Below are 22,027 nucleotides of genomic sequence, written 5' to 3'. Positions count from 1 at the left end.
GGCGTGATCAAGCGAGGGCCCCTACGGTCGGGGTACGAGCGCACTTAACCGAAGGGATGAACCTGATGCTCGCTTTGACAGATGCCGCAGCGGAGGCGATCAGTGCGCTGACCGCCCAGGAGGGCAAGCAGGAATCGGGTGGGCTGCGCTTCGCGGTCCAGGCCCAGCAGGAGCAGGGCGCGCAGCTCGCGCTGTCCGTCGCCGAGCAGCCGGAGGCGGGTGACCAGGTCCTTGGCTCCGATGGGGGCGCCAAGGTTTTCCTGCAGCCGGAGGCCGCCCAGTTCCTCGAGGACAAGGTGCTCGACGTGCAGCAGGACGAGCAGGGGCAGCTCAACTTCGCCGTGATGCCCCAGCCGGACCAGCCGACTGCCTGACGTCGCCACAAGCCGAACGCGGCCGGCCCTCCTCGTCGTCTCGGGGTGGGCCGGCCGTGTGGTTTCTTCAGAAGTGGTCCAGCAATTCCGGAAACCGGGCCAGCGTCAACACGCGCTCGTCGGCCGGGTCCACTTCGTCATGTTCCAACGCCCAGGTGTTCGCGTTGGGGATGAATACCGCGTTCATCCCCGCGCGACGTGCCGGGTTGATGTCGGACTTGGGTGAGTTGCCGATCATCCAGGCACGCTCGGGGTGCAGCGCCTGCTCCTCGGCCAGCCGCAGGTATGTGCCCGCGTGCTTCTCCGCGACGATGTGCACACTGCGAAAATGGTGATCGAGCCCGGATGCGTCGATCTTGCGCTGCTGTTCCTCCGGGTCGCCCTTGGTGAGCAACAGAAGCCGATGCCGCGCGCCAAGTTCGGCCAGCGTCTCGGTGACGCCGGGGATCAACTCGACCTCGTAGTCGATCAGTGCCTTGGCCAGTTCGAGGATCTGCTGTCGTTCGGCAACGGTGGCCGGGCGCTCGCGTAGCTTCTCCAGGCAGTCGTGCAGGCTGCGCAGGAAGACCTTGCTGCCGTACCCGTGCGCCGCGGAGTTCGCCCGCTCGATGTCGTCCAGGATTTCGCGCAGTTCGGTGCGGTTCATCGTCGGATGGTCGAGCCAGCCGAGGAAGTCCTGCACCACCTGCTCGAAGACGACGTTGTTCTCCCACAGCGTGTCGTCCGCGTCGAAGATCAGAATCTGGTCGGTATGCCGCACGCCCGGAACAGTACTGGCGTACCAGTCTGGGATGCAGCCGGTTTTTGCCCGCGCGGCGGCGCCACCCAGCCAACCGTCGCCGAGCAACGCGACGGCACCACCGCCCCGGGCTCCAGAGCGCGGTCTGCGCGCGGCCGTTGCTGTCGCAGCTCGCCGGGAGCGGCGCGAGTTCAAAGATCAAGAGAACTCCTCGCCGGAGGGGCAGACTCCACGATGACCTTGGTCCGTAACTCGGCCGCCGGGCCGAGGGCGGCTGGGAGGAGCCCGGCGTGCGGCCATCCCGTCGCCTGCGAAAGCGATATCACTTCACCCCGGACCCGCAAGCTTTGTGTTCTCGGCCGCCGGTTCCGGCGCAGGTTGCGGACCCGGGGCGAAGTGATGAGGGCATGGGCAGGCGACGGGATGGCCACCCACCGGGCGGGGGCGGTGTGCGTTGGCGGCCGCACTTCGCCTTGCCGCTCGCTCTCTGCCTCGCCGTCCGCTCTCCGGCCCGCGTTGTGAGCTCACCTTCGCCGTCTTGCCACCTCCCGCGCCGCCAAGTAAGTTCTTATGGAGAACTTGTGTGCGTAATGCGAACAGGACGACTCAATGGCTGAGATACTGTCACTCCACGACGCCGTCGCACGGCTGGTGCGGGACGGCGACACTGTGGCCCTCGAGGGCTTCACCCACCTGATCCCGCACGCGGCGGGGCAGGAGATCATCCGCCAGGGGCGCAAGGACCTCACGCTGGTCCGGATGACCCCGGACATCGTGTACGACCAGCTCATCGGCGCCGGCTGCGCGCGCAAGCTGATCTTTTCCTGGGGTGGCAACCCGGGAGTCGGCTCGCTGCACCGGTTCCGCGACGCCGTGCAGAACGACTGGCCGGTCCCGCTGGAGATCGAGGAACACAGCCACGCCGGCATGGCCAACCGCTACGTCGCCGGGGCCTCCGGGCTGCCGTTCGCGGTGTTGCGCGGGTACACCGGCACGGACCTGCCGAAGCACACCGAGACGATCAAGCAGATCACCTGCCCGTTCACCGGGGAGCAGCTCGCCGCGGTGCCTGCGCTCAACCCGGACGTTTCGATCATCCACGCGCAGCGCGCCGATCGCGCCGGGAACGTGCAGATCTGGGGGCTGGTCGGCGTCCAGAAGGAAGCGGTGCTCGCCGCCAAGCGCAGTCTGGTCACGGTCGAGGAGATCGTCGACGAGCTGGAACCCGTGCCAGGTCAGGTGATTCTGCCGTCGTGGGTGGTCACCGCGGTGGCGGAAGCGCCGCACGGCGCGCATCCCTCGTACGCCCAGGGGTACTACGACAGGGACAACGAATACTACGAGTATTGGGATTCCATTGGCCGGAAGCGGGACTCGTTCCAAGAGTGGCTGAACGAGAAGGTGTTCGGGACCGGGGCAGCGCACGGAGCGGGCGCGACCAAGGAGGGAGCGAAGTGACTGCGACCGCGGAGCGGACTTACACGTCCGACGAGATGATGTCGATCGCCGCGGCAAGGGCGCTCGACGGCGGGCAGAAATGCTTCGTCGGGATCGGCCTGCCCTCCACGGCGGCGAACCTCGCGCGCCGCACGCACGCGCCGGATCTGGTGCTGATCTACGAATCCGGCACGCTCGGCTCGAAGCCGGGCCGGCTGCCCGCGTCGATCGGCGACGGCATTCTCGCCGAGACCGCGGACGCGGTGATCAGCGTGCCCGAGGTCTTCAACTACTGGTTGCAGCCCGGCCGGATCGACGTCGGCTTCCTCGGCGCCGCTCAGCTCGACAAGTTCGGCAACATCAACACGACGGTCATCGGCGACGACTACGCCAACCCGAAGGTGCGCCTGCCCGGCGCCGGCGGTGCCCCGGAGATCGCCGCGTCCTGCCACGAGGTCTACGTCGTGGTCCGCCAGAGCAAGCGCAGTTTCGTGGACAAGGTCGATTTCATCACCTCCTTCGGCCACGGCACCGGCAACGGCGAGCGTGAGAAGCTGGGCCTGCGTGGCGCCGGGCCGACGCTGGTGATCACCGACCTCGGCGTGTTCCGCCCGGACGAGACCGGTGAGCTGGAGCTGACCGAGGTCCACGAGGGCATCACGGTCGAGCAGGTGCGCGAGGCCACGGGCTGGGACCTCAAGGTTTCCCCCGAGCTGGGCACCACGCCCGCACCCACCGAAGCCGAACTCCAGACCCTGCGTGAATTGAAGGCAGCCAAGTGACGGAAGCATTCGTACTCGACGCGATCCGCACGCCCTTCGGCCGTTATGGCGGGGCGCTGGCGAAGGTCCGCCCGGACGACCTGGCCGCACACGTACTGCGGGAACTGCGCAACCGCAACGATCTCGATCCATCCACTGTGGACGAAGTGATCTTCGGCGACGCGAACCAGGCCGGTGAGGACAACCGCAACGTGGCCAGGATGGGCGCGTTGCTGGCGGGCTGGCCCACGTCGGTGCCCGGCACCACCGTCAACCGGCTGTGTGGTTCCGGCCTCGACGCGGCGATGCAGGCCAGCCGCGCCATCGCCACCGGAGACGCGTCGCTGGTGGTCGCCGGTGGGGTGGAGTCGATGAGCCGCGCGCCGCTGATCCTGCAGAAGGCCGAAAAGCCGTTCGCCGCAGGCAATCAGACCCTGCATTCGAGCACGCTGGGCTGGCGCATGGTCAACCCGGAAATGCCCGGGCAGTGGACGATTTCGCTGGGCGAGAGCACCGAGCGGCTGGCCGAGCGCTACGGCATCACCCGCGAGGCGCAGGACGAGTTCGCCCTGCGCAGTCACCAGAACGCGGCGAAGGCGTGGCACGAGGGCTTCTACGACTCGCACGTGATCCCGGTGCCCGGTACGGAGCTGACCCGCGACGAAGGCATCCGCGGTGACTCCACTTTGGACAAACTCGCCAAGCTGAAGCCCGCGTTCCGTAAGGAAGGCACGGTCACCGCGGGCAACGCGTCGCCGCTCAACGACGGCGCGTCGGCCGTCCTGCTGGGCGACCAGGCGGCGGCGGACCGGCTCGGCAAGACGCCGCTGGCGCGCATCGCCGGACGCGGCGCGGCGGGCGTCGACCCGGACGTGTTCGGCATCGGCCCGGTCCAGGCAGCGGAAATCGCGCTGGAGCGCGCCGGGATCGGCTGGGACGACCTGGCCGCGGTCGAGCTGAACGAGGCGTTCGCCGCGCAGTCGCTGGCCTGCTTCGCCGACTGGCCGAAACTGGACACCTCGATCGTGAACATCCACGGCGGCGCGATCGCGATCGGGCACCCGCTGGGCGCTTCCGGCGGCCGCATCCTCGGCACGCTGGCGCACGAGCTGCGCCGCCGCGGCGGTGGCTGGGGGCTGGCCGCCATCTGCATCGGCGTCGGCCAGGGCCTGGCCGTGGTTCTGGAAGCATAGAAAGGGCGTGCTATGGCAGCACCGACGAGCGACAAGCTGATCCTGCCGCAGTACCGGCGGGATCCCGAGGGCACCCATCCGCCGATGAACTCGGCGCACTACCGGTCCACCGAGCTGCGCCATCCCAAGCAGCGACTGGTCCTGCTGCCCCAGATGCTCACCGAGGTCACCGGCCCGCTGCTGGGCCCCGGCCGGCTCGGCGAGCACGACAACGACCTGACGGTGCAGCACGAGGGCGAGCCGATCGGGCAGCGGATCATCGTGCACGGCAGGCTGCTCGACGGCGACGGGCGGCCGATCCCGGACTCGCTGATCGAGATCTGGCAGGCCAACGCGTCCGGCCGCTACCGGCATATCGGCGACCAGTGGCCCGGCCCGCTCGACCCGAACTTCACCGGGCTCGGCCGTGCGCTCACCGACTCGCGGGGCCGCTACGAGTTCACCACGATCAAGCCCGGCGCGTACCCGTGGAAGAACCACGACAACGCCTGGCGCCCGGCGCACATCCACTTCTCGGTGTTCGGCCAGGCGTTCACGCAGCGGCTGGTCACCCAGATGTACTTCCCGGACGACCCGCTGTTCTTCCAGGACCCGATCTTCAACTCGGTGCCCGACGAGAAGGCCAGGCAGCGGATGATCTCGAAGTTCGACATGAGCCGCACGATGGATCACTGGGCGCTGGCGTTCGAGTTCGACATCGTGGTGCGCGGGCGGGAAGCGTCGGTGTTCGAGGACGAGGAGGACGAGGACTGATGACCACCCCCTCGCAGACAGTCGGCCCGTACCTGGCGATCGGCCTGCCCTGGCCGGACGGCAGCGCCGTCGTCGAAGAAGGCGTGCCCGGTGCGGTGTGGATCCGGGGCACCGTGTTCGACGGCGCGGGCGCGCCGGTGCCCGACGCGCTGATCGAGACGTGGCAGGCGGACCCGGAGGGACGCTTCGACCACCCCGACGACCCGCGCGGCCGGTTCCCCGGGTTCCGCGGGTTCGGCCGGTGTCCCACCGAGCCGGACGGCACGTACGGCATCCGGACATTGCTGCCGGGCGTGGTTCCCGGCCGTGACGGACGCAAGCAGGCCCCGCACATCGACGTTTCGGTGTTCGGTCGCGGCATGTTGAACCGCGTGGTCACGCGGATCTACTTCCCGGAGAACGCCGAGGCGAACGCGGCCGACGAGGTGCTCTCGTCGGTACCGGCGGAGCGCCGCGACACACTGATCGCCACCAAGACCGAGGACGGTTACCGCTTCGACGTGCATTTACAGGGCGAAGGCGAGACAGTCTTCTTCGATGTCTGAGTTGTTCGATCCCGTCCTGGCGGCGGGCGCGGTGCGCGGCGAAGTGAGCGACGCGGCGTGGCTGCGCGCCCTGCTCGACGTGGAGGCCGCGCTCGCCGGCGCCGAGGCCGACGCCGGACTGATCCCGCGCGAGCACGCCGACCGCATCGCCGAGGCGGCCCGCGAGGGCTACTTCGACGCGGCCGAGATCGGGGCGAAGTCCGTCGGTATCGGCAATCCGGCCGCGCCGCTGGTCCGTGAGCTGACCGCGAAGGTCGGCGGTGACGCGGCCCGGTATGTGCATTTCGGCGCCACCAGCCAGGACGTCATGGACAGCGCCGCGATGCTGGTCGCCAAGCGCGCGCTGGAGCCGTTGCTGGAGGAGGTCGAAGCGTGCGCGGACCTGGCGGCTCGCTTCGCGCGGGAACACGCCTCGACCGTCCAAGCGGGACGGACGTTGTTGCAGCAGGCTCTGCCGGTGACCTTCGGGTTCACCGCCGCAGGCTGGCTGTCCGGTTTGGACGCTGCCGCGGAACGCCTTGGTGCGACACGCCTTTCCGCGCAGCTGGGCGGGGCCACCGGCACGCTGGCGTCGCTCGGCGAGCAGGGCCCGGCCGTGCTCGCCGCGTTCAGCCGCCGCCTGGAGCTGGCCGAGCCGGTGCTACCGTGGCACACCGAGCGCAGCCGGATCGCCGAGCTCGCCGGGGCGCTGGGTGAACTGTCCGGGGTGATCGCCGGGATCGGCCGGACCATCGTGCTGCTCGCGCAGACCGAAGTGGCGGAACTGGCCGAGGTCGCCGAAGGCAGTGGTGGCTCGTCCACCATGCCACACAAGCGAAATCCCGTCGCCGCCGTCGCCGCGCAAGCCGCCGCGCAGCAGGCACCCGGCCTCGTCGGTACGCTGCTCGGCGCCATGGCGCACGAGCACCAGCGGGCCGCGGGCTCCTGGCACGCGGAGTGGCGCCCGTTCACGGAACTGTTCCGCAGCACCGGATCGGCCGCGTACTGGCTGCGCACCAGTTTCGAGCGGCTGCAGGTCTATCCGGACCAGATGCGGCACAACCTGGACGTCACCCGCGGTGCGTTGCTGTCCGAACGTGTCACGACCGAGCTGGCGAAGGAAACCGGGCGGCTCGCGGCGCACGACGCGGTCACCGAATGCACCAAACGGGCGCTCGCCGGCGAGGGTGAGCTGGCCGACCTGCTCGCGGAGGACCCGTTGGTGGGCAAGCAACTCAGCCGTGCGCGGATCGCCGCCCTGCTCGATCCCGCGGAGTACCTCGGCAGCGCGTCGGTGTTCGTCGAGCGCGCACTGACCGCACACGCGATGAGAAAGGAACAGGTGTGACCACCGCTGTGCACCATGTGCTCGACGGCCCGGACGACGGTCCGGTCGTCGTGCTGAGCAACTCCATCGGCAGCAACCTGCACATGTGGGAACCGCAGGTGAAACCCTTGGTGGACAACGGTTTCCGCGTACTCCGCTACGACACCCGAGGGCATGGCGAGTCGCCGGTGCCCGCCGGTCCGTACGGCGTCGAGGACCTCGGCGGCGACGTGCTGGCCCTGCTGGACGGCCTCGGTGTTTCCTCGGCCCATTTCGTCGGCCTGTCCCTGGGCGGGATGACCGGCCTGTGGCTGGCCGAGAACACCCCGGAGCGGATTCGCGCCCTGGTGCTGTGCTGCACTTCGGCCCAGCCGGGCAACACGCAGATGTGGCTCGACCGCGTCAAGCAGGTGCGCGCCGAGGGCATGGACGGCATCGCCGCAGGCAGCATCGGCCGCTGGTTCACCCAGCCCTGGATCGACGCGAACCCCGAGCGCGCCAAGGAACTGCGGAAGATGACGGCGAGCACCCCGGCCGAGGGTTATGCGTCCTGCTGCCAGGCCATCGCCGACCTCGACCTGGTGCCGCAGCTGCCGAAGGTCACCGCGCCGACGCTGGTGATCTCCGGCGCGCAGGACAAGGCGCTGCCGCCGGACCACGGCCGGGTCATCGCCGACGGGGTGCGCGGCGCCCGGTTCGAGGTGGTGGACCAGGCCGCGCACCTTGGCAACTACGAGCAGCCCGCGCGGTTCAACGAACTGATCATCGAGCATCTGAAGGGGGCGGCGTGAGCGAGCTTGCGAGCGAACCGGCCAACACCACGCCGTCCGACAAGGAGGCCGCAGTGAGCGACGAGGTCTACGAAGCCGGGATGAAGGTCCGGCGGGAGGTGCTCGGCGACGCGCACGTCGACCACGCGGTCGCCAACACCACCGAGTTCACGAACAAGTTCCAGGAGTACATCACCCGCGCCGCCTGGGGTTCGGTGTGGACGCGGGACGGTCTCGACCGCAAGACCCGCAGCTGTATCACGCTCGCCGTGCTGACGGCGTTGCACTGCGAGAACGAGATCCCGATGCACGTGCGGGCCGCGATCACCAACGGCCTGACCCCGGACGAGATCGGCGAGGTGCTGCTGCACACCGGCGTGTACGCGGGGGTGCCGGCGGCGAACGCGGCCTTCGCGCTGGCGCAGCGGACCCTGGCCGAAATGGACGAGCAGTAGGATCACCCCGTATGGACGAGCGCGGCGCACACCACGTCCAGTCGCTGGAGCGCGGGCTGGCGGTGATCAAGGCGTTCAGCGCCGGTGCGCAGGAGCTGACGCTGTCCGACGTGGCGAGGGTGACCGGGCTGACCAGGGCCGCCGCCCGGCGGTTCCTGCTGACGCTCGTCGACCTCGGGTACGTTCGCACGGACGGCAAGTACTTCTCGCTGACCGCGCGCGTGCTGGAGCTGGGTTACGCGTTCCTGTCCGGGATGACGCTGCCCGAAGTGGCGCAGCCGCACCTGGAACGGCTTTCGGCCGAGGTGCACGAATCGTGTTCGGTGTCGGTCCTGGAGGGCGCGGACATCGTGTACGTCGCGCGCGTGGCGGTCTCGCGGATCATGACGGTGACCATCAGCGTCGGCACCCGGTTTCCGGCGCACGCCACGTCGATGGGCCACGTGCTGCTCGCCGGACTCGACGACGACGGGCTCGCGAAGTACCTCGAACAGGCCGAACTGGACAGGCTGACCGCGCACACGCTGACTTCGCCGGCTCAGCTGCGCGACGAGCTGGCGAAGGTGCGTGAACAGGGCTGGGCGCTGGTGGACCAGGAGCTGGAGGAGGGGCTGCGCTCGGTCGCCGCCCCGGTCCGCGACCGCACCGGTGCCGTGGTGGCCGCGATGAACGTGTCCACACATGCCAGCCGCACCACGCGCGAATCGGTGCGGGACGAGATGCTGCCGCCGTTGCTGGCCGCGGCGAAGCGCATCGAGGACGATCTCGCCGTCGCGCCGGCGCAGGCCCGTCGTGGCTGACACAGCGGGCCTGCTCCTCGCCGCGGGCGCGGGCCGCCGGTTCGGCCGGCCGAAGGCGTTGGTCGAACTCGAGGGGAAACCCTTGCTGCTGCGCGCTTTGCGCGTGCTCACCGACGCCGGCTGCGCGCCGATCCGAGTGGTGCTGGGCGCGCAGGCCGAGGATGCGCGAGCGCTGTTGCCGGACCCGTCGATCGCCGTGTACGCCGAGGACTGGGCGACAGGCATGGGCGCGTCGTTGCGGGCGGGGCTGCGAGCGTTGCCGGAGGCCGATGCCGTGCTGGTGCACCTGGTGGATCTGCCCGGGGTGACGCCCGAAGTGCTCCGGCGGATGCTCGAACACTCGTCGCCGGACGTCGTCGCGCGCGCCTCGTACGACGGCGAGCCCGGTCATCCGGTGCTGTTCGGCCGCCGCTGGTGGTCGGCGATCGCGGAGTCGGCGCAGGGTGACCGTGGCGCCCGCGACTGGCTCAAGACCAGGACGGACCTGAACCTGGTCGACTGCTCGGACCTGGGAAGCGGCACCGACGTGGACACGCCTGCCGACCTGAGGCCTTAGGGTGGGTGTGTGATGGTCAACTCGCCCGAAGAACTGGCCACGACGCTCGAGCGCGCCGGCTACCTCGCCGACGACGGTGTGGCCACCGCCGCGTTCCTCGCGCTGCGCATGCAGCGGCCGTTGTTCTGCGAAGGGGAGCCCGGCACCGGGAAGACGTCGCTCGCGGTGGCGCTTTCGGAGTCGCTCGAACTGCCGCTGATCCGGCTCCAGTGCCACGAAGGCATCGACGCGGCACAGGCGCTGTACGAATGGGATTTCCCGCGTCAGCTGCTGCACCTGCGCGCGCTGGAGGCGGGCAGCGAGACGCTCGACGTCGACGCCGCCGAGCAGTCGCTCTACACCGAACGGTTCCTGCTCGCCAGGCCGTTGCTGCGGGCGCTGACCGAGTCCCCGTGCGTGCTGCTGGTGGACGAGATCGACCGCGCGGACGACGAGTTCGAGGCGTTCCTGCTGCAGTTGCTCGACGAGAACGCGGTGACCATCCCGGAGTTCGGTGAGGTGCGGGCGGAGCAGCCGCCGCTGGTCGTACTGACCTCAAACCGCACGCGCGAGGTGCACGACGCGCTCAAGCGCCGCTGCCTCTACCACTGGCTCGAACATCCCGATCTGGCAAGGGAAATCGCGATCCTGCGGCGTCGGTTGCCCGGCATCGGGGAAGCGCTCGCCACCCAGATTTCGGTAGCGGTGCGGCGGCTGCGTGAGCTGGAGCTGCTCAAGCCGCCCGGCGTCGCGGAGTCGCTGGACTGGGCGCAGGCGCTGGTGGCGCTGGGCCGTGACGAGCTTGACGCCGAGACAGCGGCTCGCACCCTAGGCGCGGTGCTCAAGTACACGGAGGACATGGACCGGGTTCGCGCGAAGCTGGACGCGCTACTGGCCTGAGCCGTTGTCGCCGATGCCGAGACCTGGTAACACCCGTCAGTCTTTTCACGACTGAGGGCGAATGAAGCGCAGCCCGGTCACTGACGAAAAACCCAACACGGCGCAGACAACACGTTCGGGAAAACGACCGCGAACCCCACTCGAGAAATGGCTCACTCTGCTGACCGCTGTCACCTCGCTGGCGACGGCGGGATTGGGCGTGGCCGCCGCGGAAATCAACGTCCAGAAGAACAAGGCCCAGGCGACCGCCGAGTCCCAGAGCGCGGATCTGTCGGTGAGCCAGGGTGAAAACGCTCGTTTGAAGGACCAGAACAACCAGCTCGCCGCGGAGAACAGCTCGTTGCGCGCGCAGCCTCCTTCGACCCCCTCGTCGGCACAGCCGACCGGCGAATCCGCCGGCGTGCAGTCCGAGCTGCTCAGTGATCTGACGGCACTGAACACGAACAGCGTGAACTCGCCGCGGGCGGTGACCATCGGGACCGAGTCCTATCCCAACAGCTTCACCCTCGGCTGCAGCACCGGCGGGACGTCGGTGACGTATGCGGTGGCCGGGTACAACTGGCTGAAGGCCCGCGTGGGATTGGACAACAACGAATCCGGGAGCGCGGCCAAGGCGAATTACCCCAGCAGTATCCGGGTGACCGCCGAAGACGGCAGACAGCTCGGTGACGATTTCCAGTTTTCCCTGTCCAAGCCCGCCGATCTTTCGGTTTCCCTGGACGGTGCGGTGCAGGTGACGATCAAATGCACGCTCGTCAACCCGCGCGGAACCGGCGGCTATTACCAGGCGGCGTTCGGTAATGCGATGATCACGAAATGACGAGGCGGCGCTAGCCCGGCAGGGTCTGTTCCAGCCGGAGCAGGTGCTCGACGAGCGCGGCCGGGCTGCCGGGGGCGAGGTGGACTTCCGCGTCGCTCCCGGTGCCGGTGGTGTAGTTGAGGTAGCGGCCCCAGTCCGTGTCCGCGTAGTGCAGGGGGAGTTCGAGCCGGTGGTAGCGGTTGAGGTCGTCGCGGCGGGCGGCATAAAGCTCGCCCGTGCCGGTGACCGGGCGTTGCAGCACGTTCACCAGGTCGCGGACGTCCCAGCGGGGGATGCGATCCTCGCGGGTGACGGCCTCCAGATCGGCGACCCGGATCGTCAACGGGCGCCCGCCGCCGGGCCGCATTTCGGGCAGTTCCGCCATCAGCGCGTCCGCCAGGTGCTCGCGGTGGACGGGTTTCAGCGCGATCCCGTCCCCTACCCGGATCGCGACGATGCCCTGCAGCCCGCGGGCGGCGGCGAGGATGCCGTAGGTGCGCCGGCCGTCGTTGACCCAGCCGTAGTACTCGATCGAAGCGGTGGTCAACAACGGGAGCCAGTCGAGGAAATCGACGTCCAGCCGGCCGTTGCGATCCAGCAAACTGGCTTCCTGTAAGGACTTTTGTAGTTCCTGGCGGGCGGCGAGCTTCTCCTCGTCGCTGAGCCACACCGGCTCCGGGCGCAGCACCAGATGCAGGGTGCCCGCCTTCGCCTGCTCGACGGCGCCCGCGAGCGCCGCGAGTGGCAGGGAGAGGTAACCGGTTCCGACGACGGGCATGCGCTACTCGCCGATCACCGGCGGGGTCGCGCGCACGTCGCTGCCGAATACCGAGTCCGGGTCCGCTTCGAGGAGGTAGTCGGGACGCTGGTGCTCCTCGTCCTCCTCGCCCTTGCCGCGCTGACCGGCCGCGCCCATCGCCGACCCGCTGCTGCCCTTGGCCGCACTGCGGCTCGCGGCCGCTTCCTCGGCCGCCGCCGCGCTGGCGAACTTGCCGGAGCCGGTGTTCTTCCCCGCGCCGAGCTCGCGGGCGTTCTCCCCGGCGGCCGCTCCGCCACGGCTGATGCTCTCCTTGGCGGAGCTGCTGCCGCGGCCCTCTTTCGCCGCACTACCGCCGCGGCCCTCGGATTCGTTGCTGTACAACCGGTTCGCGGCACTACCGCCACTGCTCGTGAGCCCCCGGCCCGGACTCCGGCCGGTGCGCTGTGTCTCGTCGCTCGTGCCGCCGTAGCCGGGAGTCGCGCCGGGGAAGAAGCTGCTGGAGCTGGTGGGGCTGCTTGTGGTGGGCGTGTTGCCGGGCAGGTTGGGCAATGGGCTGACGCTGCCGCTCGTGCCGCCCGTGGTCACCGGGCTGGACGAGGTCACCGGGCTGGACCCGCTGAGGTTCGGCGCCGCGCTGACCGGCCCGCCGCCGAGGCTGCCCCCGGTCGGCTGCGTGGTGGCGGAGGAGGCGTTGGTGTTGTCGTTGTACCGGGACGTGCTGGTGCCGATCGTGCCCACGGACTGCGATTTGAGGCCGATGGTGGCTCCGTCGCTGGGCAGGGTTTTGTAGTCCATCGGGATGATGCCCTTGGTGTCCCCGGTTACCGAACTGTACTGGTCCATCACCCGGACGTTGTTCTCGTTGGCCGCGTTGGTCTTGGCGACGCCGTCCTGATAGGACTTGACGTCCCCGATCGCCATCGACGGCCCGACGATCGGGATCGCCGCCTTGAGCCCCACCGACCAGCCGCTCGGCTTCTCCGGCGCCGGCGGTACGGGGACGACCTTGGATTTCGAGGCCTCGAAAACGTCGGACTGGGCCTGCATCGATCCTTGCGTTTCGATCAATGGCCCGCGCGAGTCGTCGAATGCCTGCGCGAGAGGGTTCGCGCCCGCGTTCGCGGCGTCCCCGGAACTTCCCGTCCAGGCGGCGTTCATGCGTGCCTGAAGGGCTTTGATGGCGTTGAATTCCTCGTTGTAACCGTCGGCGAGCTGCTGGATGGACTCAGATGCTGCTTGTAGTGTTTCCGAGTTGCCGGCCGTGAAGTTGTTGTAGATCTCGGTTCCGTCCATCTTCAGGAGCCCCCCTGCAGAGTGGTGATCACGGAAGCAGCGACCTGCGTTGCCGCGCCACACGAATCCTGTTCGTTTTGGTATCCGTCGGCGGCAACTCCGAAGGTCAGGTCATCCGCAATGCCGACGAACAGATTGCAGTCTCCTTCTGGCCGCCGATCCTGGGTATCGGCGAACACGGCCGGATACCCGGAGACCTCTGTAGGATCGACGAAATCGTAACCACCTGCGTCTTTTGTCTTGTAGACGCTTGCGATCCCGCCATTGCGTTTGCCCTTGAGTATCTGAACGCTGACGTTGAGGTTCTTGCCTTGACTGGTCCGAACATCGATCCAGCCGCACCCCGGTCCCAGCGCGCTGTTCGCATCGCTCGGCGTCGGATCCGAGTAGCCGAGTTGTGAGACCAGTTGTTGGGGCACCAGGTCGCAGGGCTTGCCGACGTAGGACGACGGGTCGAGCGGGTGGGCGACCGTAGGTACCGCCGACGAGGGGTTCTCGTCACTGCTCGTCGCGGCACTGGGTGTTCCCTGGGTCGTGTTTGAGCAAGCCGATGCGGAGGCGGCCAACAGCGCTAACATGCATGCTGCGGCGGTCAGACGACGGTTGGATTTCATGCGCCGGTGCTCTCCTGGCCGCTCTTGAGTGCGGCGGTATTGGTCTCTTCGTCTGTTTGCTTCGCGTTTGTGGCATCCGTGAGTTTTTGGACGTAATTCTGTACGTAGGCCAGCATCGATTCATGCTGTGACGCCAGGAGGTCCAAGGAATCCCGAGCCTGTCGGAGGTAACCCTGACTTTCAGTGTCGCCCGCCAGTTGCGTGAGATTGCGCCGCGCCGTATCGATCACGTTCTTCTTCTGCAGGATGCTCGCCTGCCGGTCCTTCCACATCCCCAGCACCGCGTTCATCTCTTCGACGCTCGGGAACTCGAACCCGCCGCCGGCGCCGGTTGCCGCGAGGAGGGCGCCGACCGTGTCGTTCTGGCCATAGGTGCTGTACGACCCCTGCTTCGGCCCGGCGCTGACCTCCGACCAGAAGCCCCCACCGTCGCTCGCCTCGACCACTGTTGCCTCCCCGCTACCGGCTCGTGACCCTCCGATGCAGGAGCCTAGCGGACGGTTCCGCCGCCGCGGGGTGATATCGGCGAACATCAACCGCCGTGAGCTGGGCTAACAGTGTTAACGTCGAACCGGAGCCGGGGCCGTGCGGGGGAAGTTCGACAGAGACTCTGCGGTGCGAGTCACAATGGAAGGATGAACGACCCTCTGTCCGGCCTGGTCGGCTTCGCCACGGCGTTGCGTGAGGCCGGGGTGCCGGCGGGGCCGCAGCGGGTCCAGGCGTACCTCGACGCGGTCCAGCGGGTCGACGTGGGTGACGTCGGGCAGCTGTACTGGGCGGGCCGCATCACGCTCTGCGCGGATCCGGACGATCTGGCGCGCTACGACGACGCCTTCGCCCAGTGGTTCACGGCCGAGCCGCCCGCGCCGAAGCCCGTGACGGTGCCGCGCGAGAAGCAGGCGCGGATGGCGGCCATGTCCGGCGAGGAGCGCCAAGGTGGCGATACCCAGGTCGAATCCGAGGAACTCCGCGTCGCCGCGACGGACGCCGAGTTGCTTCGCCAGCGGGACCTCGCCGAACTCACCGCCGCCGAGCGCCGGCATCTCCGTGAGCTGCTCGCGGTGCTCAAACCCGTCCCGCCGACGCGGAAATCCCTCCGGCAGCGCCCCGGCAAGACGGGCGCGCTCGACCCGGACCGCACGCTCCGCCGGATGCTCGCGGGCGGTGGCGAACCCGTCCGCCTCGCTTATCGCCGGAAGTCCACCCGGCCCCGCAAAGTCGTGCTCCTGCTTGACGTTTCCGGTTCGATGAGCCCCTATGCCGACTCGCTCCTCCGCTTCGCGCACGTCGTCGTGCGGCAGGCGCCCGCGAGTGTCGAGGTGTTCACCCTCGGTACGCGCCTCACGCGTGTTTCCCGTCAGCTCCGCCAGCGCGACCCCGAACGCGCGATGCTCGCGGCCGGCGAAGCGGTACCGGACTTCGCCGGTGGCACACGGCTCGGCGAGACCCTGCGCGTGTTCCTCGACCGCTGGGGCCAGCGCGGAATAGCCCGCCGCGCGGTGGTCACGATCTTTTCCGACGGCTGGGAACGCGGCGACCCGGGTCTGCTCGCCGAACAGCTGACGCGCCTGCGCAGGCTGGCGTACGCCGTATTCTGGGTGAATCCGCACGCCGGCCGTGACGGTTACGCTCCGGTGCAGTCGGGCATCGCGGCGGCCCTTCCGCACATCGATCGCTTGCTGGCCGGGCACAGCCTGGCCACCCTGGAACGACTGCTGGTGGAGATACGTGATGCATGACGTACTTGACGAGCTCTACAAACGCTGGTCGGACGGGGAAACCGTCGGACTGGGCACGGTGGTGTCCACGTTCTCCTCGGCGCCCCGCGCGCCGGGAGCCGCGATGCTCGTCGCCGAAGACGGGGAGGTCGTCGGCAGCGTGTCCGGCGGCTGCGTCGAGGGCGCGGTCTACGAGCTGGCGCAGGAGGTCGTGGCCGAGCGCAAGCCCGTGCTGCAGCGCTACGGCGTGAGCGACGACGACGCCTTCGCCGTAGGGCTCACCTGCGGCGGGATCATCGACATCTACGTCGAGCGCGTGGACCAGCAGACCATGCCGGAGCTGGCCGAGGTCGTCGATTCCGTCCACAAAGGACAGCCGGTCGCGGTCGTGACGGTGATCCAGCACGAGGACACCACCCGGGTCGGGCGGCACATGATCGTCTGGCCGGACCGCACCGAGGGCACGCTCGGCAGCGCCCGTGTCGACGACGCGGTGGTCGACGACGCGCGCGGCCTGCTCGCCACCGGCCGCACGGCGACCCTGCACTACGGGCTCGAAGGCGAGCGGCGCGGCGAGGGCATGGCCGTGTTCGTGAACTCCTTCGAACCCCCGCCGCGGATGCTGGTGTTCGGCGCGATCGACTTCGCGGCCGCGATGGCGAAGATGGGGTCATACCTGGGATTCCAGGTCACGGTGTGCGACGCGCGCCCGGTTTTCGCCACCGCCAGCCGGTTTCCCGACGCCGACGAGGTGATCGTGGACTGGCCGCACCGCTACCTCAAGGCCGAAGCCGAAGCGGGCCGCATCGACCGCCGGACAGTGGTCGCGGTGCTCACCCACGACCCGAAGTTCGACGTGCCGCTGCTGGAGGTCGCGCTGCGCCTCGACATCGGCTACGTCGGCGCGATGGGTTCACGGCGCACCCACGACGACAGGCTGGACAGGCTGCGCGAGGTCGGTATGACCGAAGCGGAACTGGACCGGCTGGCCTCACCGATCGGGCTGGACCTCGGTGCCCGCACCCCGGAGGAGACGGCGGTCTCGATCGCCGCCGAGATCATCGCCTTGCGGTGGGGCGGTGGCGGCCGGCGGCTGGCGGAGCTTTCGGGTCGCATCCACGGTTGACCGGCACGATCCGGATGACCGCGGGCGCGAGCCGTTCCGCCTGGTACGCAACGATCTTGTGGTGCCCGTCGAGGACCAGATCCCCATCCGGCCCGCACAGCAGGACCGCGACCGGGCGCAGCCCGGAGCGCACGCCGCGGCGGTAGTAGGCGACCCGGCCGGCTTCGGCATCCGGCCAGTCGCGGCTGGCCACGAGCTGCCGGTCGTCGTAGAGCGGCGCGGGGCCGCTCAGCTCGTACCCGCCTTCGGCCAGCGCCGCCAGCATCGGGCGCAGCGTTTCGTGCAGCGGGCGCCGGATCTGCCCGGTGGCCAGCGCGATCCGCAGACTCTCGCCCACCAGAACTTGTTCCACATTCGTGTGACGATCGCGGAATTCCTGTGGTTCCATCCGCGGTCGTGGTCCGCAGATTCGGGGAAAACCAAGCACTGGGCACGCAGCCGCGGAAACCGCCCGGAGAGCCCGGCTGAGCAGGACTTGTCCGATCGCGACAGAAGTAGCAGGCTCGGTTGTGAAGCCGATCACCCAGCTCTCCCACCACACTGGAGGCCTCATGCGCATCACCGTCACCGTCGACGGCACCCAGTACACCGACGATGTCGAGCCTCGGACGTTGCTTGTTCACTACCTGCGGGAGACGTTGGGGAAAGTCGGCACTGTCGTCGGTTGCGACACCAGCAACTGTGGCGCGTGCACCGTGCATCTCGACGGGCACAGCGTCAAATCGTGTTCCGTGCTCGCGGTGCAGGCCGACGGGTGCGAAGTCACCACCATCGAAGGCCTCGCGCGCGACGGGCAGCTCCATCCCGTGCAGCAGGCCTTCCACGACAACCACGCCCTTCAGTGCGGCTTCTGCACCCCGGGCATGATCATGCAGTCGATCGACCTGCTCGCCGACAACCCGGACCCGGACGAACAGGCCGTGCGCGAGGGCCTGGAAGGAAACCTGTGCCGCTGCACGGGGTATCAGAACATCGTGCGCGCGGTGCGGGACGCTGCCGACCACATGAGCCCTGGCGCGGGCCCCGAAGCGGAGCGAATGTCCGAAACCCGGGCGCCGAGCGCGATCGCGGGCGGGGGCGAATGAGATGACCGCGACAATCGAGCCTGAGGTCGGCAAGGCTCGTACCCGCAAGGAAGACGCGCGGCTGATCACCGGCCGCACCCGCTGGACCGACAACATGACGCTCCCGGGCCTGTTGCATCTCGCCGTGCTGCGAAGCCCCTTCGCGCACGCGCGGATCAACAGCATCGACGTGTCGGAAGCGAAGCGGCGTCCCGGCGTCGTGGCGGTGTTCACCGCGACCGATCTCGACCCCGACAGCAGTATCGGTATGCCGTGCGCGTGGCCGATCACGCCGGACATGAAGTCGCCGCGCCGCCCGATCCTGGCCGACAAGCAGGTCAACTTCGCGGGCGAAGGCGTGGCGGTGGTCGCCGCGCGCAGCAAGGCCGAAGCGCAGGACGCGCTCGAAGCGATCGAAGTGGACTACGAGGGGCTGCCCGTTGTCCTCGGGCTGGAGAACGCGCTCGCCGAAGGCGCTCCGCTGGTGCACGAAGAGCTGGGCACCAACAAGAACGCGCTGTGGGTGTTCGACTCCGGCGAAGCCGGCTCGGGCGGCAATGTCGAGGAAGCCATCTCCGGTGCGGAGGTCGTGGTCAAGCGGCGCTTCCGCCAGCAGCGGCTGATCCCGGCGTTCATGGAGCCGCGTTCCTGCGTCGTGGACCCGACGGGCGCGCAGATCGTGATGTGGTCGGCCACCCAGGTCCCGCACATTCTCAAGACCATGGCGGCGCTGACGCTGGGCATCCCCGAGCACAAGCTGCGGGTGATCGCGCCGGACGTCGGCGGCGGGTTCGGCGGCAAGATCGCCGTGCTGCCCGAGGAGACCATGTCGCTTCTCGTGGCCCGGAAACTGGGCAAACCGGTGAAGTGGACGGAATCCCGCTCGGAGACGATGCTCGCCGCGCACCACGGCCGGGACCAGATCCAGGACATCACGATCTCCGCGAAACGGGACGGCACCGTCACCGGGCTCAAGGTCGAACTGCTCGCCGACATGGGTGCGTATCTCGGCCTGGTCGGGCCGGGCGTGCCGATCCTCGGCGCGTTCATGTTCAACGCGATCTACAAGATCCCGGCGTACCACTTCGCCTGCACCAACGTGTTCACCAACACCACGCTGACCGACGCCTACCGTGGCGCGGGGCGGCCGGAGGCCACGTTCGGCATCGAGCGGATCATGGACGAGCTCGCCGCCGAACTGGGCATCGAGCCGATGGAGCTGCGGCGGAAGAACTGGATCAAGCACGAGGAGTTCCCGTACACCACGGTTTCCACGCTGACGTACGACTCGGGCAACTACGAGGCCGCCACCGACAAGGCCATGCAGCTGTTCGACTACGACGGTTTGCGGCGCGAGCAGAAGGAACGCCGCGACGCGGGTGACCCGGTACAGCTGGGCATCGGGATCTCCACCTTCACCGAGATGTGCGGCCTCGCGCCGTCGCGGGTGCTCGGCTCGCTCGACTACGGCGCGGGCGGCTGGGAATCCGCGTCCGTGCGGATGCTGCCAACCGGCAAGGTCGAGGTGATCACCGGGTCTTCGGCGCACGGCCAGGGGCATGAGACGGCGTGGAGCCAGATCGTCGCCGATCAGCTTGGCGTGGCGTTCGAGGACGTCGAGGTGATCCACGGTGACACCCAGTCCTCGGCGAAGGGCCTGGACACCTACGGCTCGCGATCCCTTGCGGTGGGCGGGATCGCGGTGGTGAAGGCCGCCGAGAAGGTGGTCGCGAAGGCACGCACGATAGCCGCGCACCTGATGGAATGCTCGCCCGACGACCTCGAGTTCGCCCAGGGCAAGTTCACCGTGCGCGGTACCGACAAGTCGACAACGATTCAGGATGTCGTGTTCGCGACGTTCCTGGCGCACAACCTGCCCGACGGGGTGGAGCCCTCGCTGGACTCGGATGCGGTGTACGACCCGGAGAACTTCTCCTTCCCGCACGGCACGCACCTGTGTGCGACCGAAGTGGACACCGAGACCGGCCGGGTGAAGCTGCGGTCCTACGTCTGCGTGGACGACGTCGGTGCCGTGGTCAACCCGCTGATCGTGGAGGGTCAGGTGCACGGCGGCCTCGCGCAGGGCATCGCGCAGGCGTTGTTCGAGGAGGCCGTGTTCGACGAGAGCGGCACGCTGACCACCGGTACGTTCGCCGACTACCTGCTGCCGTCGGCCGCGGATCTGCCGAGCTTCACCACCGACCGCACCGAGACGCCGTCCACGACGAATCCCTTGGGTGTCAAGGGAGTCGGCGAGGCCGGCACCATCGCCTCCACCCCGGCCGTGGTCAACTCGGTGATCGACGCCGTCCGTCATCTCGGGGTCAACGACATCGAGATGCCGTGCTCGCCGATGCGGGTGTGGGCCGCGATCCACCGCGGCGAGCAGGCCGCCGGCGGGCTCGGCGGCGAGGCAGGTGGCGGACTCGGTTCCATCGACGCTTCTGGAGGTGCACAGTGATTCCCGCTGCCTTCGACTACACCGCTCCGTCCACAGTGGACGAAGCGGTGCGGGCGCTCGCGGAAGCCGGGGAGGACGCGAAGGTGCTGGCCGGCGGGCAGAGCCTGCTGCCGGTGCTGCGGATGCGGCTCGCCGCGCCCACCACGATCGTGGATCTCGGGAAAATCGCCGAGCTGCGCGGCGTGCGCGAGGACGGCAATGCGCTGGTGATCGGTTCGATGACCACGCACTACGACGTGCAGCGCGATCACCTGGTCGCCGAGCACGCCGCGCTGCTGGCCAGGGCGACGGACACGGTGGCCGATCCGCAGGTACGCCACCGCGGCACGTTCGGCGGCGCGATCGCGCACGCCGACCCGGCCGGTGACCTGCTGGCCCCGGCACTGGCGCTGGACGCGGAGATGGTGATCGCCGGGCCGGGCGGCCGCCGGACCGTCGCGGCGGCGGAGTTCTTCCAGGACTTCTTCACCACTTCGCTGGCACCGGACGAAATCCTGGTCGAGGTCCGGGTGCCCAAGCACACCGGCTGGCGGGCGCACTACGAGAAGTTCAACCGGGTCGCGCAGGCCTGGTCGATGGTCGCCGTGGCAGTCACGGTGCGCGCCGACGGCGACACGATCGCCGAGGCCAGCATCGCGCTGACGAACATGTCGTCGGTGCCCGTGCGGGCTTCGTCGGTCGAGCAGGCGCTGGTCGGTCAGGCCGCGACCGCGGAGGCCATCCGTTCGGCCGCGGCCCACGCCGCCGAAGGAACCAACCCCACGCCTGACGGCAACGCGGACGTCGAGTACCGGCAGGAACTGGCCAGGGTGCTGACCGGCCGGGCCGTGTCCGCGGCGATGAGCGGGTAACCGGCCCCACGCGAAAAGGCACCCACCCGGCGTAAGGTGCCGGGAGGTGCCTTTTCCACGAAAACGAAGGGAGTCGAGCCGTGCGGCTTGACCACGAGTTCACCGTTCCGGCGCCGCCCGCCCAGGTGTGGCGGGCGGTCACCGACCCGGAAAGTGTCGCGCCCTGTATGCCGGGCGCCACGCTGACGAAGGTCGAGGGTGACAGCTTCACCGGCAACGTGAAGGTCAAGCTCGGGCCGATCTCCTTGCTGTACAAGGGTTCCGGCGAGTTCCTGGAGAAGGACGAGAGCGCGCGGAAGATCGTCATCAAGGCCTCCGGCAAGGATTCGCGCGGCGCGGGCACCGCGGCCGCCACCGTCACGGTGACGCTCGTCGAGGACGGCAGCGGTACCAAGGGCAAGGTCGAGACGGATCTGAACGTCACGGGCCGCCCGGCGCAGTTCGGCCGAGGGATGATCTCCGAGGTGGGCGGCAAGATCCTGGACCAGTTCGCGCAGAACCTGGCCGAAAAGCTCGGCGCGGGCGAGGAGCCCGAGCCGGCGGCCGCCGCGCAGCAGCCGGAGGCTCCGGCGGGTGAGCCGAAGCCGAAGCTGGAGTCGGTCAAGCCCGCCCCGAAGGAAGCCGAAGCGATCGACCTCTTCGACTACGCGGGCAGCTCGGTGGCCAAGCGTCTGGGCCCGGTCATCGCCGGTGTCGCGGGGCTCTTGGTGATCCTGGCGATCATCAGGGCCATTCGCCGGAAGTAGCAGGCCCACCACCCAGCCATCCGCCAC

Annotated in this window: 25 protein-coding genes; 19 read left to right on the top strand and 6 right to left on the bottom strand. The window is 68.9% G+C overall.

Annotation, left to right across the window (positions count from 1 at the left end; all coding sequences use genetic code 11):
- The first annotated feature begins 65 nt into the window (after positions 1-65).
- Positions 66-374, top strand: coding sequence for a HesB/IscA family protein (locus VHD82_RS26825; protein WP_325709733.1), 309 nt, complete (start codon positions 66-68; stop codon positions 372-374).
- A gap of 67 nt (positions 375-441) precedes the next feature.
- On the opposite strand, the gene VHD82_RS26820 is transcribed toward VHD82_RS26825, so the two are convergent.
- Entirely contained in the window at positions 442-1,134 is a 693-nt protein-coding gene (locus VHD82_RS26820) for an HAD family hydrolase (protein ID WP_325709730.1), read from the bottom strand.
- Positions 1,135-1,722: 588 nt separating this feature from the next.
- Between VHD82_RS26820 and VHD82_RS26815 the strand changes: the two genes are divergently transcribed.
- From VHD82_RS26815 to VHD82_RS26760, 12 genes are all read left to right on the top strand, one after another.
- Positions 1,723-2,571 carry a CoA transferase subunit A gene (locus VHD82_RS26815; protein ID WP_325709727.1) on the top strand — a complete coding sequence of 283 codons (849 nt, stop codon included), beginning with the start codon at positions 1,723-1,725 and terminating at the stop codon, positions 2,569-2,571.
- A gap of 35 nt (positions 2,572-2,606) precedes the next feature.
- Entirely contained in the window at positions 2,607-3,332 is a 726-nt protein-coding gene (locus VHD82_RS26810; protein ID WP_325710003.1) for a CoA-transferase subunit beta, read from the top strand.
- Positions 3,329-4,504: a thiolase family protein gene (locus VHD82_RS26805; protein WP_325709725.1), complete on the top strand. Its 1,176-nt coding sequence runs from the start codon at positions 3,329-3,331 to the stop codon at positions 4,502-4,504. The genes VHD82_RS26810 and VHD82_RS26805 overlap by 4 nt, the downstream gene beginning before the upstream one ends.
- Positions 4,505-4,516: 12 nt before the next feature.
- On the top strand, positions 4,517-5,257 hold the full coding sequence (gene pcaH / locus VHD82_RS26800) for a protocatechuate 3,4-dioxygenase subunit beta (protein WP_325709722.1): 741 nt from the start codon (positions 4,517-4,519) through the stop codon (positions 5,255-5,257).
- The gene (gene pcaG, locus VHD82_RS26795; RefSeq protein ID WP_325709719.1) at positions 5,257-5,802 is read left to right on the top strand and encodes a protocatechuate 3,4-dioxygenase subunit alpha; all 546 of its coding nucleotides are present in this window, start codon (positions 5,257-5,259) and stop codon (positions 5,800-5,802) included. The genes pcaH and pcaG overlap by 1 nt, the downstream gene beginning before the upstream one ends.
- On the top strand, positions 5,795-7,129 hold the full coding sequence (locus VHD82_RS26790; RefSeq protein WP_325709716.1) for an adenylosuccinate lyase family protein: 1,335 nt from the start codon (positions 5,795-5,797) through the stop codon (positions 7,127-7,129). Before pcaG ends, VHD82_RS26790 begins: the two co-directional genes overlap by 8 nt.
- Positions 7,126-7,899 (top strand): 3-oxoadipate enol-lactonase, encoded by a 774-nt coding sequence (pcaD, locus tag VHD82_RS26785; RefSeq protein ID WP_325709713.1) that lies wholly within the window; start codon positions 7,126-7,128, stop codon positions 7,897-7,899. Before VHD82_RS26790 ends, pcaD begins: the two co-directional genes overlap by 4 nt.
- Before the next feature lie 53 nt (positions 7,900-7,952).
- Positions 7,953-8,333: a 4-carboxymuconolactone decarboxylase gene (gene pcaC / locus VHD82_RS26780; protein ID WP_325710000.1), complete on the top strand. Its 381-nt coding sequence runs from the start codon at positions 7,953-7,955 to the stop codon at positions 8,331-8,333.
- An 11-nt stretch (positions 8,334-8,344) separates the two neighbouring features.
- Entirely contained in the window at positions 8,345-9,133 is a 789-nt protein-coding gene (locus VHD82_RS26775; RefSeq protein WP_325709710.1) for an IclR family transcriptional regulator, read from the top strand.
- Entirely contained in the window at positions 9,126-9,689 is a 564-nt protein-coding gene (locus VHD82_RS26770; protein ID WP_325709707.1) for a nucleotidyltransferase family protein, read from the top strand. Before VHD82_RS26775 ends, VHD82_RS26770 begins: the two co-directional genes overlap by 8 nt.
- A 12-nt stretch (positions 9,690-9,701) precedes the next feature.
- Complete coding sequence (locus tag VHD82_RS26765; RefSeq protein ID WP_325709997.1) at positions 9,702-10,568, top strand: MoxR family ATPase; 867 nt, start codon at positions 9,702-9,704, stop codon at positions 10,566-10,568.
- A gap of 199 nt (positions 10,569-10,767) precedes the next feature.
- On the top strand, positions 10,768-11,388 hold the full coding sequence (locus VHD82_RS26760) for a hypothetical protein (RefSeq protein ID WP_325709704.1): 621 nt from the start codon (positions 10,768-10,770) through the stop codon (positions 11,386-11,388).
- 10 nt (positions 11,389-11,398) lie between these two features.
- On the opposite strand, the gene VHD82_RS26755 is transcribed toward VHD82_RS26760, so the two are convergent.
- The 4 genes from VHD82_RS26755 to VHD82_RS26740 are packed head-to-tail and all read right to left on the bottom strand — an operon-like array spanning position 11,399 to position 14,480.
- The gene (locus tag VHD82_RS26755) at positions 11,399-12,145 is read right to left on the bottom strand and encodes an ESX secretion-associated protein EspG (RefSeq protein ID WP_325709701.1); all 747 of its coding nucleotides are present in this window, start codon (positions 12,143-12,145) and stop codon (positions 11,399-11,401) included.
- Positions 12,146-12,148: 3 nt separating this feature from the next.
- Positions 12,149-13,420, bottom strand: a complete 1,272-nt coding sequence (locus VHD82_RS26750) for a WXG100 family type VII secretion target (RefSeq protein WP_325709698.1) — start codon at positions 13,418-13,420, stop codon at positions 12,149-12,151.
- Positions 13,421-13,422: 2 nt separating this feature from the next.
- Positions 13,423-14,034, bottom strand: a complete 612-nt coding sequence (locus VHD82_RS26745; protein WP_325709696.1) for a DUF3558 domain-containing protein — start codon at positions 14,032-14,034, stop codon at positions 13,423-13,425.
- Positions 14,031-14,480 carry a hypothetical protein gene (locus tag VHD82_RS26740; protein WP_325709693.1) on the bottom strand — a complete coding sequence of 150 codons (450 nt, stop codon included), beginning with the start codon at positions 14,478-14,480 and terminating at the stop codon, positions 14,031-14,033. The genes VHD82_RS26745 and VHD82_RS26740 overlap by 4 nt, the downstream gene beginning before the upstream one ends.
- A gap of 189 nt (positions 14,481-14,669) precedes the next feature.
- On the opposite strand from VHD82_RS26740, the gene VHD82_RS26735 reads away from it, so the two are divergent.
- Together VHD82_RS26735 and VHD82_RS26730 are read left to right on the top strand one after the other, a co-directional pair.
- Complete coding sequence (locus VHD82_RS26735; RefSeq protein WP_325709691.1) at positions 14,670-15,773, top strand: vWA domain-containing protein; 1,104 nt, start codon at positions 14,670-14,672, stop codon at positions 15,771-15,773.
- On the top strand, positions 15,766-16,878 hold the full coding sequence (locus VHD82_RS26730) for an XdhC/CoxI family protein (protein WP_325709688.1): 1,113 nt from the start codon (positions 15,766-15,768) through the stop codon (positions 16,876-16,878). The genes VHD82_RS26735 and VHD82_RS26730 overlap by 8 nt, the downstream gene beginning before the upstream one ends.
- On the opposite strand, the gene VHD82_RS26725 is transcribed toward VHD82_RS26730, so the two are convergent.
- A complete protein-coding gene (locus VHD82_RS26725; protein ID WP_325709685.1) occupies positions 16,811-17,215 on the bottom strand; it encodes a hypothetical protein in 405 nt (134 codons plus the stop codon). The two genes, VHD82_RS26730 and VHD82_RS26725, sit on opposite strands and share 68 nt — an antisense overlap.
- A 214-nt stretch (positions 17,216-17,429) precedes the next feature.
- Here VHD82_RS26725 and VHD82_RS26720 point away from each other — a divergent pair, with 214 nt between their 5' ends.
- From VHD82_RS26720 to VHD82_RS26705, 4 genes are all read left to right on the top strand, one after another.
- Positions 17,430-17,963 carry a (2Fe-2S)-binding protein gene (locus tag VHD82_RS26720; RefSeq protein WP_325709682.1) on the top strand — a complete coding sequence of 178 codons (534 nt, stop codon included), beginning with the start codon at positions 17,430-17,432 and terminating at the stop codon, positions 17,961-17,963.
- Position 17,964: 1 nt separating this feature from the next.
- Positions 17,965-20,403: a xanthine dehydrogenase family protein molybdopterin-binding subunit gene (locus tag VHD82_RS26715; RefSeq protein WP_325709679.1), complete on the top strand. Its 2,439-nt coding sequence runs from the start codon at positions 17,965-17,967 to the stop codon at positions 20,401-20,403.
- Positions 20,400-21,254, top strand: coding sequence for a xanthine dehydrogenase family protein subunit M (locus VHD82_RS26710; protein ID WP_325709676.1), 855 nt, complete (start codon positions 20,400-20,402; stop codon positions 21,252-21,254). Before VHD82_RS26715 ends, VHD82_RS26710 begins: the two co-directional genes overlap by 4 nt.
- A gap of 80 nt (positions 21,255-21,334) precedes the next feature.
- Positions 21,335-22,000 (top strand): SRPBCC family protein, encoded by a 666-nt coding sequence (locus VHD82_RS26705; RefSeq protein WP_325709673.1) that lies wholly within the window; start codon positions 21,335-21,337, stop codon positions 21,998-22,000.
- Positions 22,001-22,027 lie beyond the last annotated feature (27 nt).

The sequence above is a fragment of the Amycolatopsis sp. genome (genome assembly GCF_035546795.1).
Lineage (GTDB): Bacteria > Actinomycetota > Actinomycetes > Mycobacteriales > Pseudonocardiaceae > Amycolatopsis_E.
The sequence above is the reverse complement of the archived record's forward strand: the minus strand, read 5'-3'. Positions and strand labels throughout refer to the sequence as shown.

What these genes read in the sequence shown, in the direction of transcription:
- VHD82_RS26775 (WP_325709710.1), top strand. Translation starts at nt 8,345, where the DNA reads ATGGACGAGCGCGGCGCACACCACGTCCAGTCGCTGGAGCGCGGGCTG.
- VHD82_RS26825 (WP_325709733.1), top strand. Translation starts at nt 66, where the DNA reads ATGCTCGCTTTGACAGATGCCGCAGCGGAGGCGATCAGTGCGCTGACC.
- VHD82_RS26765 (WP_325709997.1), top strand. Translation starts at nt 9,702, where the DNA reads ATGGTCAACTCGCCCGAAGAACTGGCCACGACGCTCGAGCGCGCCGGC.
- VHD82_RS26790 (WP_325709716.1), top strand. Translation starts at nt 5,795, where the DNA reads ATGTCTGAGTTGTTCGATCCCGTCCTGGCGGCGGGCGCGGTGCGCGGC.
- pcaH (WP_325709722.1), top strand. Translation starts at nt 4,517, where the DNA reads ATGGCAGCACCGACGAGCGACAAGCTGATCCTGCCGCAGTACCGGCGG.
- VHD82_RS26750 (WP_325709698.1), bottom strand. Translation starts at nt 13,420, where the DNA reads ATGGACGGAACCGAGATCTACAACAACTTCACGGCCGGCAACTCGGAA.
- VHD82_RS26720 (WP_325709682.1), top strand. Translation starts at nt 17,430, where the DNA reads ATGCGCATCACCGTCACCGTCGACGGCACCCAGTACACCGACGATGTC.
- VHD82_RS26715 (WP_325709679.1), top strand. Translation starts at nt 17,965, where the DNA reads ATGACCGCGACAATCGAGCCTGAGGTCGGCAAGGCTCGTACCCGCAAG.
- VHD82_RS26730 (WP_325709688.1), top strand. Translation starts at nt 15,766, where the DNA reads ATGCATGACGTACTTGACGAGCTCTACAAACGCTGGTCGGACGGGGAA.
- pcaG (WP_325709719.1), top strand. Translation starts at nt 5,257, where the DNA reads ATGACCACCCCCTCGCAGACAGTCGGCCCGTACCTGGCGATCGGCCTG.
- VHD82_RS26755 (WP_325709701.1), bottom strand. Translation starts at nt 12,145, where the DNA reads ATGCCCGTCGTCGGAACCGGTTACCTCTCCCTGCCACTCGCGGCGCTC.
- VHD82_RS26745 (WP_325709696.1), bottom strand. Translation starts at nt 14,034, where the DNA reads ATGAAATCCAACCGTCGTCTGACCGCCGCAGCATGCATGTTAGCGCTG.
- VHD82_RS26735 (WP_325709691.1), top strand. Translation starts at nt 14,670, where the DNA reads ATGAACGACCCTCTGTCCGGCCTGGTCGGCTTCGCCACGGCGTTGCGT.
- VHD82_RS26810 (WP_325710003.1), top strand. Translation starts at nt 2,607, where the DNA reads ATGATGTCGATCGCCGCGGCAAGGGCGCTCGACGGCGGGCAGAAATGC.
- VHD82_RS26815 (WP_325709727.1), top strand. Translation starts at nt 1,723, where the DNA reads ATGGCTGAGATACTGTCACTCCACGACGCCGTCGCACGGCTGGTGCGG.